At 46.9% G+C, this 15589-nt stretch carries 17 protein-coding genes; 8 read left to right on the top strand and 9 right to left on the bottom strand.

Going from position 1 to position 15589, the window contains the following annotated elements:
- Positions 1-26: 26 nt before the first annotated feature.
- The 4 genes from GJR95_RS06420 to GJR95_RS06405 all read right to left on the bottom strand — a co-directional run bounded on the left by GJR95_RS06420 (position 27) and on the right by GJR95_RS06405 (position 3981).
- Positions 27-341, bottom strand: a complete 315-nt coding sequence (locus tag GJR95_RS06420; RefSeq protein ID WP_162385084.1) for a DNA-directed RNA polymerase subunit omega — start codon at positions 339-341, stop codon at positions 27-29.
- A gap of 90 nt (positions 342-431) precedes the next feature.
- Complete coding sequence (locus GJR95_RS06415) at positions 432-1322, bottom strand: outer membrane protein assembly factor BamD (protein ID WP_162385083.1); 891 nt, start codon at positions 1320-1322, stop codon at positions 432-434.
- Between the two features lie 125 nt (positions 1323-1447).
- The gene (locus GJR95_RS06410) at positions 1448-2104 is read right to left on the bottom strand and encodes a T9SS type A sorting domain-containing protein (RefSeq protein ID WP_162385082.1); all 657 of its coding nucleotides are present in this window, start codon (positions 2102-2104) and stop codon (positions 1448-1450) included.
- 95 nt (positions 2105-2199) lie between these two features.
- The gene (locus GJR95_RS06405; RefSeq protein ID WP_162385081.1) at positions 2200-3981 is read right to left on the bottom strand and encodes an OstA-like protein; all 1782 of its coding nucleotides are present in this window, start codon (positions 3979-3981) and stop codon (positions 2200-2202) included.
- 32 nt (positions 3982-4013) lie between these two features.
- Here GJR95_RS06405 and tilS point away from each other — a divergent pair, with 32 nt between their 5' ends.
- The 3 genes from tilS (at position 4014) to GJR95_RS06390 (ending at position 8697) form a co-directional block, all read left to right on the top strand.
- Complete coding sequence (gene tilS, locus GJR95_RS06400; protein ID WP_162385080.1) at positions 4014-5384, top strand: tRNA lysidine(34) synthetase TilS; 1371 nt, start codon at positions 4014-4016, stop codon at positions 5382-5384.
- Between the two features lie 157 nt (positions 5385-5541).
- A complete protein-coding gene (locus tag GJR95_RS06395) occupies positions 5542-7827 on the top strand; it encodes a carboxypeptidase regulatory-like domain-containing protein (RefSeq protein ID WP_162385079.1) in 2286 nt (761 codons plus the stop codon).
- 141 nt (positions 7828-7968) lie between these two features.
- A complete protein-coding gene (locus GJR95_RS06390) occupies positions 7969-8697 on the top strand; it encodes an SDR family NAD(P)-dependent oxidoreductase (protein WP_162385078.1) in 729 nt (242 codons plus the stop codon).
- A 64-nt stretch (positions 8698-8761) separates the two neighbouring features.
- On the opposite strand, the gene GJR95_RS06385 is transcribed toward GJR95_RS06390, so the two are convergent.
- The 3 genes from GJR95_RS06385 to GJR95_RS06375 form a co-directional block, all read right to left on the bottom strand.
- Positions 8762-8950: a hypothetical protein gene (locus GJR95_RS06385; RefSeq protein ID WP_162385077.1), complete on the bottom strand. Its 189-nt coding sequence runs from the start codon at positions 8948-8950 to the stop codon at positions 8762-8764.
- Between the two features lie 108 nt (positions 8951-9058).
- The gene (locus GJR95_RS06380; protein WP_162385076.1) at positions 9059-9574 is read right to left on the bottom strand and encodes a DinB family protein; all 516 of its coding nucleotides are present in this window, start codon (positions 9572-9574) and stop codon (positions 9059-9061) included.
- Positions 9575-9620: 46 nt separating this feature from the next.
- Positions 9621-10409, bottom strand: coding sequence for a glucose 1-dehydrogenase (locus tag GJR95_RS06375; protein ID WP_162385075.1), 789 nt, complete (start codon positions 10407-10409; stop codon positions 9621-9623).
- A gap of 111 nt (positions 10410-10520) precedes the next feature.
- Between GJR95_RS06375 and GJR95_RS42495 the strand changes: the two genes are divergently transcribed.
- Both GJR95_RS42495 and GJR95_RS06370 read left to right on the top strand, forming a co-directional pair.
- Positions 10521-10646 carry a hypothetical protein gene (locus GJR95_RS42495; protein ID WP_262889760.1) on the top strand — a complete coding sequence of 42 codons (126 nt, stop codon included), beginning with the start codon at positions 10521-10523 and terminating at the stop codon, positions 10644-10646.
- The gene (locus GJR95_RS06370; RefSeq protein WP_162385074.1) at positions 10643-12325 is read left to right on the top strand and encodes a sodium:solute symporter; all 1683 of its coding nucleotides are present in this window, start codon (positions 10643-10645) and stop codon (positions 12323-12325) included. Before GJR95_RS42495 ends, GJR95_RS06370 begins: the two co-directional genes overlap by 4 nt.
- Before the next feature lie 49 nt (positions 12326-12374).
- Here GJR95_RS06370 and GJR95_RS06365 read toward each other — a convergent pair whose 3' ends face one another.
- Entirely contained in the window at positions 12375-13277 is a 903-nt protein-coding gene (locus tag GJR95_RS06365) for a DUF2911 domain-containing protein (protein ID WP_162385073.1), read from the bottom strand.
- A gap of 66 nt (positions 13278-13343) precedes the next feature.
- Here GJR95_RS06365 and GJR95_RS06360 point away from each other — a divergent pair, with 66 nt between their 5' ends.
- From GJR95_RS06360 to GJR95_RS06350, 3 genes are all read left to right on the top strand, one after another.
- Positions 13344-13883, top strand: a complete 540-nt coding sequence (locus tag GJR95_RS06360) for an NUDIX hydrolase (RefSeq protein WP_162385072.1) — start codon at positions 13344-13346, stop codon at positions 13881-13883.
- A gap of 71 nt (positions 13884-13954) precedes the next feature.
- Positions 13955-14338, top strand: coding sequence for a hypothetical protein (locus tag GJR95_RS06355; RefSeq protein ID WP_162385071.1), 384 nt, complete (start codon positions 13955-13957; stop codon positions 14336-14338).
- A 303-nt stretch (positions 14339-14641) separates the two neighbouring features.
- The gene (locus GJR95_RS06350; protein WP_162385070.1) at positions 14642-15037 is read left to right on the top strand and encodes a hypothetical protein; all 396 of its coding nucleotides are present in this window, start codon (positions 14642-14644) and stop codon (positions 15035-15037) included.
- A gap of 39 nt (positions 15038-15076) precedes the next feature.
- Here GJR95_RS06350 and GJR95_RS06345 read toward each other — a convergent pair whose 3' ends face one another.
- Complete coding sequence (locus GJR95_RS06345) at positions 15077-15589, bottom strand: O-acetyl-ADP-ribose deacetylase (protein WP_162385069.1); 513 nt, start codon at positions 15587-15589, stop codon at positions 15077-15079.

The following is a 15589-nucleotide window of genomic DNA, read 5'->3' as shown; positions in this document are numbered from 1 at the left end:
ATGAGAAAATCAGCAGGAGTTGTCGATTATTGCTGTGCTTCTTCGTCGTTATAACGCCAGTACACTTTGCTCTCCAGAAATTCATCCGTAGCGGTCGAGGTTGGTTTCGGCATCCGCTCGTAGAATTTTGAAATTTCGATTTGTTCGCGGTTTTCAAATACCTCTTCGAGGTTATCTACCGCTGATACGAATTCCGACAGTTTATTGCTCAGTTCCTCCTTGTTCTTCGAGGCAATCTGGCGGGCGCGTTTTGAGATAATCGATACTGATTCGTATAGATTGCCCGTATGTGCTGCAATTTTGTCGTTGTCGCGGGTAATAATAGATTGATTTGTTGCCATAATTCAGTTAACAGTTAGCAGTTAACAGCCAGCAGGTATATAATTAGCAGCAGGAATGCTGCTAACTAGTCACTGTAGACTGCAACTGGATTAATTTGCTGCCGTTACTTTAGCCGGGCGGTTATTCGGATTCTTAAGCTTTTCGCGTTCCTGCTCTAACTTTTCCAATCGTTCAATTTCTTTCTGACTGGATTCGTACATGCGTTCTGCCTGTTTAATAAACTTGCTGTTCGGATACTTGTCCAGGAATGCCTGATAGTAACCAATTGCTTCCTGATAGCGTTCCTTTTGCTTCGTTTCCAGACTATTATTAGCCAGACTGTACTCCGCATCTACCTTTAAAAACGCCAGTTCTTCGTTGAATTCAGAGTCTGGAAACTCCCTCTGAAAGTTATTGATGGCGATAACCGATGACTTGTAGGAGGCAATGTTAAAGCCGCTGGTTTTGTAATACAGCTTGGCTTTTTCATAGGCTTTCCGCTCCAGCTTCCCGCGTAGTTCAAGAATGATTTTTGTACACTCGTCGCGGTACTTGCTATCTGGATAAGTATTAATAAAATCCTGAAGAGCCGAAGTCGCCGTCAGTGTATTTGACTGATCGAGGTTAAACTGGGGCGTATCTTTATAGAGCGAATAAGCATACATATACATAGCTTCCTGCGCATATTCACTACGGGCAAATGTTTCGTAGAATTTTTTGAATAGCGTAGCGCTAAGTAGGTATTGCTGCTGGTGAAATTGGGTGTAGGAATGATAAAACTGGGCCATTTCCGACTCAGTACTTCCTTTTAGCACCGGAATTAATTCCTCAAAGAGCAGACCGGCACGATACCAGTCTTCTTTTTTGTAATACTGAACGGCTGCTTTATACTTTTCATCGTCACTACCGTTCTTTTGCAATTTCGAGAACGGACTGCATGACCCGAGAAAAAACACCACCAAGATTCCCAGCAGACCTTTACTGATATGACGTTGTTGCATAAGGACGCAAATATACTAAAAAAAAACGGGCTACACCGACTTAACGACGATGTAGCCCCTATAGTACGGCAAATAGCCCTGTTTTGACCGCTCTTTACGAATTTTTAACAACCCAATCGATCAGTCTACTGATGGCGGACAAGTAATTTTTTCGTTGCTACTTTCTTGCCATCTACTGATAACTGGTAGAAATAATAGCCAGTAGCAAGTTCACGGGTTGCCACATGAACCTTACGGTCATTCTGTTGCATATCATACTCCGCGACGGGTGAACCCAGAATATTTAATAAAATCAATTTTGCTTCATTAACCTGTCCTGTAATCTGGTAATCTATCTGAGCCGATTCACTGGCTGGATTCGGATAAATATTAGATACCGTGATGCGGTCATTACTATACATCCGATCGTCGGCCCGGAGTTCCTGTTCGGCCCCAATCCGTGCTTCAGCAGTGGTGGCTGGAGCACTCTCAGGGGAAGCAGAACGAGTCGTTAATTTCGTGGCTGAACGTGCTACAAGTAAAGACCGATAATACTCGTTAATCGGAGCATTTTTACGAATCGCGGCTGCCCGATCAAGGTTTACCGCTGTCGTTGAGGGAGCCAGCGAAAATCGCTTGACCGTTAGTGCTGGTGTGGTCGGCTTACGACTTCCAACGGTCCGCCCCAACTCCAACCGGCTACCCTTTCGGGAGTCGGAATCGCGCGGGGCGGTCTGCGCCCGGAGCGGAGTTGTGGCCGTCAGAAAGGCGGTCAGAAAACCAATAAGTATAATTTGTTTCATACGATCCTACTTCATGTACACTTGTACTCACCGCAAACCTATTCATGTTAAAAGACAAAGTCAACGGGGTACTGTCTAAAAAATTGTTAAAAGAGTTATTTTATACCCTTTGGAACGAGTTTTTTAGCTAAAGGTTTAGTTGTGCTCCTAATTTTTAATGGTTTTTTAGTCCCTGGCTTCGAAGCTGGTGGAATTTCGAGCCATAACACCTGACCTTTAGTTGGTTTTTCGGCCTCCCGCCAACTGAAACCATCGAGCTCTTTATTCTCTTCGGTGATCTCTTTTGGAGGAACCAGCTGAGCGTCTGGACGACCATAAAAACGAATGCGGCCAACCTTGTTTTCGGCGAATTCAATATTCATTCGACTACACTCTACGTGGTTAAGACCAATCATCCTATTGTTGTCATCGACAGCATAATAAATACTCTGCCCATTCCCTTCCACAATGACCCGATCCAGCGCGGTTTGCTCCTGATAAGTAACAGTTTCGGAAGCAGGAGCTGTTGCTTTAGTCAATACGCTACGGGAGGGGGTATTCGTTGCAGCAGCTGATAGACGAGAGGGTTCAAGGGGCTTGGACGCGGTCGTTACCGGGGTTATTTTAGTGGCAAAATAAGCCGTTATCGTTCGACCCTTTATCTGATTAAAATTCATGAGCGTATCGAGCGAAATCACAAAGGATTTGCCCCGCATATACATCGTATTGATATGATTATTTTTTAGCAACGCCCGAATCGAATCGGCCTCCATCTGGTATTTATTCTGGCTCCAGACAATTGGATTTTTATAAAAATAAATCGTCGAATCCGCTGTATTATAAATCAGGGAATCGCACTTGCTTTGCAGGTCAGATTTGAAAATAAAAACGTTTTTGTGGGCCAGTAAACGGCGAGTATTTGACACCTTATCGTCGAAAGAAAATAAGGTATCTGCCCGCAGAAACAGCGTATCGTTTGTCGTCTCGCTGGCAAGGCTTTTGGCAACGGGATGGCCCGTTACCCGCGAAATCCCTGCTTTCCCATTGTAGCGAACATGCTCACCAAGAATGACAGCTTTACGGTCTTTGGCTACCATAATGACGTTGCCTTTTGCAATACCCAGTTCCGAAATATTATCGTAATACAGGGAGTCGCCCGTAATTCGGTACTTAGGCGTTTCGACTGTGGCTCGTTGCTGGAAGTTTGAAATGCCGGTTGTTGTGTTGTATTGGCCAGCCACTGCCGTCAGAACCCCATCTTTGTTGACGATACGGGTTGGACCCTGAAATGTAGCAATGCGAGTCAACGAATTATAGAGCAGCGAATCGGCAGTAAGCGTACCTTTGGGATTGACTAAGCGAACGTTCTGGCGGAACGTGAACAACTTACTACGCGTATCATAGTATCCTTCACGACTGGTCAATACGTTCTCTTTGTCGACAATGCGGCCTGGTGTAGGATAATGTGCAATACCCGAGAGCATATCGTAGTCGAGATGACTGGTAGTAAGCGTCATCTTTCGGTCGCGCATGATAACGCGCCCGCGTACATTCGCCTGGCGGGTGTTGCCGTAATAGAACATGGTATCGCCCCGAACGCTGATGGTGTCGCCCTGAATCAACCGGACATTACCATAGGCTTCAATAACATTGGTTGTTGCATTTTGTATGGCGAGGTCACAATACATCAACACCCCTTTCTGACGAAAGCGAACGTTATTGTAAATCTTTCGAACGACCTGACCAGGGGTATTTACCCCGACTAAACTATCTGCATGTAAAAGCTCGACTTTATCAGCTACCGGAGAGCCGCCGACCTGCGCCAAAGCAGGAGCCGACACGAACAGGGAAGCGAAGAAAAGAAAAGCAACAAATAGGCGTACAATTAGACGAAACATAGGGCAAAACTACGGCTTAGTGCCAGAACCGCATGTTAGAGCGAGAACTTTTAGGATTTATTAACGAGAATCGATTGTTCGGTCCTACCGATCGCGTGTTGTTGGCTGTGAGTGGCGGATTGGATTCAATGGTGCTGGCAGAATTATTTCACCGGACGAAACAATCGTTTGCCATTGCTCATGTCAACTTTGGTATGCGCGGTGACGAATCAGATGCCGATGCTGTTTTTGTACAAAACAAGGCTAAAGCGTATGAGGTTCCGTTTCACCTCATCTACTTCGACACCGTTGCGGTCGCTGCTGAACGCGGAATTTCGATTCAGATGGCTGCCCGCGACCTGCGTTACAACTGGTTTGCTCAACTGAACGAGCAGCATGGGTATGCCGGTACAGTTACTGCTCACCATAAAAATGACGTGCTTGAAACGCTTCTGCTGAACCTGACGCGCGGTACGGGCCTGGCTGGGTTGCATGGCATTGCGGCCCGGCAGGAGCGTTCGGCAACCGATGTTATTGTTAGGCCTCTGCTGTTTGCCGCGCGCGAACAACTGGCTGATTACGCCCGTGAGCACGGCATTTTGTATCGGGAAGATCGATCGAATAATGATGACAAATACGCTAGAAATCGGATTCGGCATCATGTTGTACCCGTACTGGCTGAACTCAATCCCGGATTATGGCAGATATTGCCGCGAACCATTGAGCGATTTCGGGCTGCTGAAGCGCTTGTTCTTGCTGAACTCAATCGGTCATGGGCGACTATTGCCGAACCAATTGGCCCTCAGCAATTCCTGCCAGCCAATAAACTCATGGCTCAAACCGAACTGGCATTTCGACTGGCGGAGTGGTTGAGACCTTACGGATTTTTGGCGGATCAGGTTACGCAATTGATCGAATCCCTGAACCGACCTGTTGGCCAGGTGTTTGCGTCGACGACACACCGGATCGTTCATGACCGGCTGGCCGATGGGCGTATTGGCTTGCTATTGGAGGTACTGACAAGTGCTTCCGGATATGAAGTCAATCTATCCGAATGGCCGGATTCTCCCTTGCATATAGCCGGACAATTTATACTGACTGTGGATGTTGTTGAAAAAACTACTGCGTTTCGATTACCTACTGATCCTAAAATAGCCTGCCTGGATGCTGACCTGATAACGTTTCCGCTCACCATTCGGACTTGGCGTCAGGGCGACCGTTTTCATCCGTTAGGGCTGAACGGCCATAAATTAGTGAGTGATCTGCTCAATGATCTCAAGCTAACCAGGTCTGAACGAGAACAGGCAATCGTTCTGCTGTCAGCTGATCAGATTGTATGGGTAGCTGGTCGTCGGATTGATCATCGCTATCGGGTAACGGCGAAAACAAGGCAAATTGCCCGATTTATTTGGCAAAATAAGTGACTCATGTCGCGAATTTAACTCTAATAAATTGTACTTTTAAGGTTAAAAAAAACGATTTATGTAATAAGTCGGGGTATGGATCTATTAAATTTAAAAAACTGGCACTTTATTTGATACGATTGCCGTAAGCCCATAGTATTTTAACTTATTGACTCCCATGAACCGATTTATACTGATTTTGCTCATAGCGGGAATGGCACTTGGAAGCCTTACCGTCCGGGCGCAAAATGCGCGGTTACGAGCGGCTAACAAACAGTTTGATAACCTTAGTTACGTCAGCGCAGTGCGGGCGTATGAAGAGTTTTTGCGAGCCGATAAAAAGAAGGAACCTGCTGAAACGCGCGAAGCTTTGACCAAACTCGGCTATAGCTATCGTAAGCTACAGGACACCCGTAATGCAGAACGCGTTTACTCCGAATTAGTGAAGCAGTACACGGATCTGGACAGCGAAATTTATCTATACTATGCGCAGTCTCTGGCGCAGAATGGTAAGTATCGGGAGTCGCAGAAAATGTATAGCCAATACGGTGAAAAACAGGGCCAGGATTTGCGTGGACGTCGATATACAGTTTCCTACATGGATATAAGCCGCTTCTATCAGGATTCATCTTCGTATCGGCTTTATAGTCTGCCCATTAACTCCCGTCAGGCTGATTTCAGCCCAATGTATTATAAAGGAGGTATTGTCTTCGTATCGGCCCGCGACGAATCGGGTGTGGTAAAACGAGTCTTTAACTGGAATCAGACCCCATTTCTTGATATGTATTTTCACCCGGATACAAACCAGTTACGAGTTCCGGGTTCAGAGCTGAAACGTGGTCCGAGTACGGCCATTGTAGGTGGAGGAACCGATGCTAAAGGACAGACCGCAGAAGAAGCTGCCGATGCGTCTCAACCCCTGACCAAAGCAGAAATATTCAGCCGGACCCTCAACACCAAATACCATGAGGGACCAATGACATTTACCCGAGATCAGAACACCATTGTTTTCACCCGAAATAATACCAGTAAAGGTAAAGCAGGGAAAAGTTCTGATGGTGTAAAAAAACTGAAATTGTATTCTTCCGTGAATAAGGGCGGTAAGTGGGTCGAGATCAAGGAAGTGCCATTCAACAGCAATGAATATTCGGTAGGTCACCCTGCGTTTGCGCCCGATGATTCCAAAATGTACTTCGTATCGGATATGCCGGGCGGATTTGGTGGCACCGACTTATATGTAGTTGAGTATACCAATGGCCAGTGGGGAACACCGGTTAATTTAGGGAAAGAGATCAATACGGAAGGTAACGAGATGTTCCCCTTTGCCGACGAAAATGGAAATCTGTATTTCTCATCGGATGGTCACGAAGGGCTCGGCGGCTTGGATGTATTTTATGCTGAACTTAAAGATGGCGTAGCCTACAAAGGTGTTCAGAACGCAGGTGCGCCCATCAACTCTGAAAAAGATGACTTCGGATTCATAACCGATAAATATCGGACATCGGGCTTTTTTAGCAGCAACCGTAAGAAAGGGGTTAGTGACGACGATATTTATTCGTTTCGCCGTACGTGTAAGCAACTCAATATTTTAGTGTACGATGCCAAAACCGGTACACCAATCGAGAGTGCCGATGTGCGAATTATGCGAAACGGAGCCAATCAGGATTTGCGTATAACGAATGTTGACGGGCGTGCTGAAATATGCGTAGAAGCAAACACCGAGTATGAATTCCGGGCCGTAAAAGAAGGATTTGCCTTGAATAGCGTTCGATTCTCAACGTTGACCCAATCGGCTAAACCGGTGCTGAGCGTTTCGATTTACCTCGAACGCACAGAAAATACCTTGGTGAGAGGAGTTGTAAAAACTGAAGTGAACCAGAAACCAGCTACCGGCGTAAAAGTAACCCTTCGGAATGAGAAAGATAAGTCGGAACAAACCGTAACGACAGGGCCAGATGGCGGGTATGAGTTCAATATGAAGCCAGGGGCACCTTACACACTCACTGCTCAAAAAGATCGGTATGCAACCAAGAAAACCCAGTATAGTAAGGTTAAGAAGAAAAGTAAGGTAGTAACTGATTCCCTGGGTCTCTATGGCGTAGGTGATGTATATCAGTTGAAGAACATCTACTATGACCTGAACAAATTCTTCATCCGGGCCGATGCTGCCAAAGAGCTCGATCACGTGCTGGCGATCCTCAAAGAGTATCCGCAGATGCAGATCGAATTGCGCTCACACACTGACTCCCGCGCTCCGGATACTTATAATGTCAGGCTTTCGGAAAACCGCGCCCGTGCTGCACTCGACTATTTAGTACAGCGTGGAATAGAACCAAAACGGTTAGTGGCTCGGGGTTATGGCGAAAGCGAAATAATAAACGGCTGTGTAGACGGAGTGAATTGTTCTGAAGATGAACATCAGCAGAATCGTCGAACTGAATTCAAAATTCTGGCCGTACAATAAACAAAGTTGGATAACTTTTGGAATAGCAAAAAAGCGCAGGTCAATTGGCCTGCGCTTTTTTGCTATCAGTAGCTTAATCAATATCGATTTAAGGAACAGTTAAGTTCTGGCGTCAGTTAAAAAAGGGAAACAACCTGATTTATGCGATTTACGGATAAAGTGTGCATTGTTACCGGTGCTACATCGGGCATTGGCCGGGCCACGGCTGAACGAATGGGCGAAGAAGGTGGTAAGGTCTTAATTGTCGGACGCGATCGGGATCGGGGGCAGGAAGTTGTCAATTTTATCAAGAATAAAGGTGGCGATGCACAGTTTGCCGAGGTTGATCTGGCCGATGCAAAGGCTATTGAAGCCGCTGTAAATCAGGCAGTCGGGGCTTGGGGTAAAGTTGATATTCTGGTCAATGATGCAGCCATGATGACATTTACCCCCATTGTCGATTTATCGGTTGAAGACTGGGATCAGGTGTTGGCGGTTAATCTACGGGCCGTTTTTTTGTTCTGTAAACACTGTATTCCCCACATGAACGGCGGTGCAATCGTTAATGTTAGCTCGGTTCACGCCCACCAGACAACGGCCAATGTAATTCCATATGCAGCCAGTAAGGGTGGGATGGAAGCTTTCACACGTGGAGTCTCGCTGGAATATGACATTGCCAAAGTGCGTATCAATTGTGTTGCACCCGGAGCGGTCGATACGCCCATGCTGTGGGATAATCCGAATGTGAAGAGTGGGAAGGAGAAAATTGAAGGAGTGATTGGTAAACCCGCCGACATTGCATCAGCCATCTGTTACCTGGCTTCTGACGAAGCACGATTTATCAATGGAACGACTCTCGTTGCCGACGGTGGCCGATTGACAATATTATAAAAAAAGCCAATTTGTAGTACCAGACAGGAGATACCGATGCATCCCTTGTCTGGTACCAGCGTGTTTATTCGGACTTCTTTACGTGTTTTTTGTGCACCGTTTTGGTTGAGGTCGTTGCCTTGGCAGGCGTCGTTTTCTTGACCGTTGTTGTGGTTTTGCTAACGGGTTTGTCTTGTGATGGGGTATTCGCAACAGCAACATTTCCGCAGAGAGCAGCTACTACGCAGGCAGCTACCAGAATTGACTTTTTCATAGTATTGAGATCAGGTTTAATGTGACTGGCCCACCACAGGAGCGGGCTTCTCGGCCGAAAGGTCGATGGTTATTATTAAAAGCCAATGAAGTAGGACTTAAAAGATTATTAAATGGACAAAATTCGGGCAGTTACGGATAACTGGCCAATATGCCGCATGGTATGTTCAGCTGCATGCACAAACAGCCCCAGTACTGTTGATGGAATCTGTGCCCGGCCAACGCCACGGATTTCCGTTAACGTTTGTTCATCGGTCCTGCGTAATTGAGCAAGTGCTGCATCCACCTGAACACTGAAGCTGTTCACTAATTCGGAAACAGTAGGCGACTGCCCGACCGATTTTCCTTCCAGCGAAAGGGCCGTCAGTTGAGCAGATGAAAGCGATTCACCGCGTGCGTAAGTGAAGAGACGATCCAATACGCCCGTCAGGTGCTGTAGGTGAAAACCGACCGAAGCAACATTGGCGGGACGTTCCCAAAGTAGCCCGTCTGGAAAGTCGCGCATGAGGGCATCCACTTCCTCGCGAGCTTGTAATAAGGCATGGGCAACAGGTTGCAGGAGGGAAGGTACAGCAGGCAGGGGGCCGCGCAGCCAGACTTCGCGGGTTTCTGGAGAGGGTGTCATAAGCAATGAGTTTGTCGTTTATGGCTTGTGAAAAGCCGCAAAAACGTTAGATCACCGTTCCGCCGTCGGCATAAAACAGACTTCCGGTGCTGTAAGAGGAAGCGTCTGAAGCTAGAAATAGTGCCAGTGGGCTGATCTCGTCCGTTGTGCCCATGCGGGCAATCGGGATTCGTTTCGTAAAGTGGTCCAGAATTTGCTCATTCTGCCAGAGAGCCTTGCTAAATTTGGTTTTAATCAAACCGGGGCAAATGGCGTTGACCCGAATACCATCAGGCCCCCATTCCTTAGCCAGAACCTTTGTGAGCATATTTAGGGAGGCCTTGCTGACACTATAAATGCCTAACCCAGGATCGGGCGTGTGACCGGCGATACTACTCATCATGATGATGCTACCGCCCCCACGCGTTTTCATACTCGAATAACATAGTTTACTTAGCTCAAAGGGGGCTTTTACATTGGCTTGCATGATTTTGTCGAACGCTAAACCATCGCATTCCAGAGCGGGGCCAAACACGGGATTGGAAGCTGCATTATTGACCAGTATATCGATGCCACCATAAGTCGCTATTGTCTTGTCAACCAGTTGTTTGAGTTGATCCATATCGCCAACGTGGGCCGCTATTCCAGTAGCTTCGCCACCCTGTGCCTTTATATCGTTGGCTAACTCATCCAAAACGGCCTGTTTTCGGCTACTCACAACGACTTTGGCGCCGAAGCGGGCATACAACCGGGCAATATCTTCACCGATGCCTTTGCTGGCTCCGGTAATGAGGGCTACTTTGCCAGTGAGGTCGAAAAGGGATTTTTCAATAGTTACAGCAGATTGGGGTTCCATGCGGGCTTTGTTGTCAGATATGTTTGCAAACTATGCCATTCATCAGGTATTTCAAAAGCGAAAGACAGATTTACACTAATTTCGCCGTTATCATTCATCAACCCACCTTTTATGTCTGAAAAACCGTCTGGTCTTCCTCCATTTGCTCGTTCCTGGACCCAGCTTTACACGATTGTTATTGGCAGCCTGGCCGTTGAAATCGTATTGTTTTACGTTTTAATGCGCTGGCTTTCATGAGTACGCTGGATTGGGGTGTTTTAATTCTAACGTTGTTGGGGGTCATTGTGTATGGGGTAGTTCGTAGCCGAAACAGCCAGAGCATGGACGATTATTTGCTGGCCGGTCAGTCGTTACCCTGGTATCATGTCGGACTATCGGTGATGGCTACGCAGGCTAGTGCCATTACCTTTCTGTCGGCACCAGGACAGGGATTCAGCGATGGAATGCGATTCGTCCAGTTTTATTTTGGTCTTCCACTGGCAATGGTCGTTTTGTCGATAACGTTCGTTCCCATTTTTCACAAACTAAAAGTTTTTACCGCGTACGAATTTCTGGAGAACCGCTTTGATACCCGCGTTCGTACGTTAACGGCGGGTTTATTTTTACTCCAGCGGGGGCTTTCGACCGGTCTTTCGATTTACGCGCCAGCCATCATCCTCTCAACCATTCTGGGCTGGAATATTTACTGGACAAACCTGATCATGGGCGGTATTGTCCTGATTTACACCGTTTCTGGAGGAACAAAAGCGATTTCCTATACGCATCTTCAGCAAATGGCTATTGTCACTTTTGCCATGGCGCTGGCTGGTTATCTGACCGTTAAGCTACTACCCGAAGACGTAGGTTTCGTCGATGCGCTGCACGTAGCGGGTAAGGCCGGGCGTATGAACTTAATCGATCTGAAGTTTGATCCCGATAGTCGTTACAATCTATGGTCCGGGCTGATTGGTGGATTCTTTTTGCAATTATCTTACTTTGGCACCGACCAATCGCAGGTGGGGCGCTACCTGACTGGTGAGTCGATTAGCCAGAGCCGTCTGGGTTTGCTCATGAATGGACTGCTGAAAGTGCCGATGCAATTTCTGATTCTGTTGGTGGGCGTTTTGGTTTTCGTTTTTTATCAATACAATCCATCACCCACATTCTTCAATAAGCAGGAAACCGATCGACTCAAAGAAAGCCCGTATGCCCGCGATTATCAGATTGCGGAAATAAAGCATCAAAACCTGACCGCTCAGCGTCAGCGTATCGTTGCCGACATGCAGGTTGCAGTGCAAACCAAAAACGAGGATGCTCAGGATGCTGCGGTTGCCAGCCTTCACGAAACCGATCAGGCGCTAAAAACCGTTAAAGCCGACGTTATTAAACTGATCGAAAAGAATAATCCGGCAGCCGATACGAACGATGGTAACTATGTGTTTTTGCGGTTTGTGCTGGATTATCTGCCGCATGGACTAATTGGCCTGCTCATTGCCGTCATCTTTAGTGCATCGATGGGATCGATTGCGGCAGCGTATAGCTCACTGGCATCGACAACAGTCGTCGATGTGTATAAACGATTGATCAGGAGCGAAGGGGATGATGCGCACTATCTGAACGTTTCGCGTTGGGCAACAATTGGATGGGGCGTATTCTGTATTATCGTGGCGCAGTTTGCCAACCGGCTCGGCAGTATGATTGAAGCCGTTAATATCCTGGGTTCCTTGTTTTACGGTGTTATTCTGGGCGTGTTCGTAGTGGCATTCTACGTAAAATCGGTCGGAGGCCGGGCTACTTTTTGGGCCGCTATTGTTGCCGAAATATTTGTTGCCCTTAGCTGGTATCTGAATCTAACGGCGTTCCTGTGGCTAAACGTAATCGGGTGCCTGCTGGTGGTAATTTTTGCGTGGATATTGCAACGATTCCAACGGTCCTGATCAATAAATCAAAACGGCCCGTTCACCGAGCCGTTTTGATTTACAACACTTACGCCTTTTTCTTTCCTTTTACGCCTTTTACTGCTGGCATGGCAGGCAGTTTGGCCGTATACTCTGTAATGCTTTTCTCGATACCCTCTTTGAAGAATGAGAAGGCGGCATCATTTGACGACTGACCTAACGACAGGGCTTTCTGAGCCAGTGGCAGTGCATCCGTGTATTTGCCCATCCTGGCTAGAATCTGAGACTTAACGTACAGATTACGGTACGTTTCTTTCAGCGTTATTGACTTCTCGATCCAACTCAGCGCCTGATCCAGGTTCCGGCCCTTCGAAAGATTGTAGCTGGCAGCAGCCTGCAATACGCCCGCATCGTCGGGTTTTTCGGCGACTGCCTTATCGACATTCGCGGCTGAGTTGGCGTTGACATCAACTCTCAGATCGGCACTTGCCTTCACATCGGCCCACAGGATGTTCAGTTTGGCAGTGCTGTCGGTCAGGTCGCTGAAACCAATAGTAAAGGTTTCCAATTTCTCACTGCTAGCCGTTGGTTTGAGCTGAACCCGTAAAACGTCTTCCTCGGGTTTGTAGGTTTGCTCGGTAACCGCCTTGTTACTGTTAAAAATTAATGTCCAGTCACTTTTTTCGGGAATTGACATGATCGCATAGGTTCCGGCGGGCAAGGGTTTTCCATTGATCATTACATCCGTCGACGTTGTGAAAGCAGTTGCCCCGTTCGCTCCTGTTCGCCAGACTTTGCCCGTCGGTACGTAGGCATCCGTAAAGGGTGTGCGACCTTTCAGGCTCGGGCGCGAATAGTTGATGGTAATGTCGGTGGTACCAATGGTTTGGCTTATCGTGGCTCCTGGGCTGGGTGATGGCAATTTAATCTGGGCAGTGGCTAATTGTGCTACTAAGCAAAGTGTAGCGGCTGTAACTGAAAGTTTGCGCATGATAGTCTATAGGGTATTACAAAAATCGGGTCCAAATTGCAGCTTTTTACGCACAAAAACCAACTAATGCATCGTTACCCCCTACTTAAGTTACTACGACAGCATAAGCCCACCGACCCTACCGAGCAAGCTATGACACAGGAGACCATTGCATTTGTTGAAGCAAATGCTGCCTGTTTTGAACGCTCGCTACTTAGTGGGCACGTAACCGGATCAGCCTGGATTGTTAGCCCTGATTGTCAGAAAACCGTATTGATTCATCATAAAAAGCTTGATCGCTGGTTTCAGCCGGGTGGTCATGCCGATGGCAATCCTGATATCACAGGTGTTGCATTTCGTGAGGCAGAAGAAGAGACTGGGCTAAAAACATTACAATTTGTTAATGCCGACATATTCGACGTTGATGTTCACATTATTCCAGCTCGTGGTGATGTACCGGAACATCTTCATTATGACATCCGATTTTTACTCGAAGCCGACCCTACAGAACCATTCGTACTAACCGATGAAGTCAACGCCGTTCAATGGCTCACGATAGCTGCCGTAAAGGCGTTAACTGATTCAGAGTCAGTGCTTAGAATGGTAAGAAAATTAACCAATAATTAATAATGTATACTCATTGCCGATTGTTCTTATGGTTGTAAATGGCATTTCGATGACTAAAAATGAGAATAGCTATGAAAACTGTAGGAATAACACTTTGGGGAGTCTTTGGGCTGCTTTTGGTAGCGCCAGCTTTTTCGCAAAACCGGGCTGAGGTTTATAACGATCCGACCTATTCTACGCACAATTATAAGCACCCGAATAAAGCAATAGAGGCTCAGCGTGTAGAAGCTAGCATCGGTACAAATGTGCCAGCTGCTACGAGTACCGACCGAATACTGGCTGACTATAAACCACAGATACACTCCAACTATGCCAGTGGAAGCATAACCGTCGACTATAAGTCGCCACGGAACACAGGCGACTGGAATTATAAGACCCAGCAATCGGTGCATTCGCAAACGACCACACATCGAGTAGGGAATGCGAGACACCGGTCGAATGCGAAAGTCGCTTAACTTTTTAAATCAGGTTTGATCCTCAAGGCTAGCCTTACAAGTTAGTCTTGAGGCTTTTTATTGAATAATAAGTAGAATTTATACGAAAAAATTACCAATTGGCTCAGGCTAAGTAAAATTGCCAAAATGGAAAATTATTGCTGGTTTTTGGTACAAATGCATGGAAAGTGTATGGAATAAAGCAAAATTTGAAGAATCAAGGCAAAAAATGATAAAAACTATAAATATAGTAGTGGTTTTTATTGTTTTGATAGTATTGGAAAAGGAATAGTTTTGCTGTACAACAAAACCACAGAAAGAGCTATGAAAATTGGATTCATATTATTAACGGGTTTGGGTTTGCTGGCTTTAGCCGGACAAACACACGCACAAAATGATCGAAAGCTACGCAACGATCCAACGTATTCTACCCACAATTATAAGCACCCGAATAAAGCAGCTACAGCCCGTCGTTGGGAAGAAAAAACGGGCGTTGCCGTTCAACAACCGGCACCGAGCGATGTTCGAGTGGCTGATTATAAAAAGGGATTACCAAATGCAGAGCCAGCAGGAGGAATTACTGTTGATCATACGCCTTCGGTGACCTTGGCTGAGCGTAATTATAAAATTCAGCGCGTGGGTGAGCCAGCTAGTTCGGAAGGACTCGTTAGGCAACGTAAACGCAAGACCGATAGCACCTCTGTTATCGGGAATGACTAAACTAAAAGAAGCGTGGGTAGGTAGCAGCCCACGCTTCTTTTAGTTTGTTGCAGACAGTCGCTTGTTATAAAGTGAAAAATTGTCATCATCAAAGCAGACAAAAACAATGTCCTGAAGAGTCGTTGGCTGTTTCAGAAACTGGCGAACCGATGTTATAGCTATATCGGCTGCGTCGTCTTTAGGGTAGCCAAAGATTCCGGTGCTAATGTTAGGGAACGCAATACTAACCAGGCCGTTTTCTGTCGCAATTTCGAGCGAACGGCGGTAGCAGCTTGCCAATAGGTCGGGTTCGCCGTGTGTGCCCCCGCGCCAGACTGGCCCTACCGTATGAATTACGTAGCTGGCGGGTAGTCGATAGCCTTTGGTCATCTTGGCGTCGCCCGTTTTGCAGCCGTGAAGAGTGCGACATTCGGCCAGTAACTCCGGGCCAGCCGCGCGATGAATCGCCCCATCAACACCTCCACCTCCCAGTAAACTTTCGTTGGCTGCGTTCACAATTGTATCAACTGCCTGCTTGGTGATGTCGCCCTGAATAATCCGGATTGTTGCCAT

This window comes from Spirosoma endbachense (assembly GCF_010233585.1).
GTDB classification, from domain to species: domain Bacteria; phylum Bacteroidota; class Bacteroidia; order Cytophagales; family Spirosomataceae; genus Spirosoma; species Spirosoma endbachense.
This window is presented reverse-complemented; position numbering and strand designations above follow the sequence as displayed.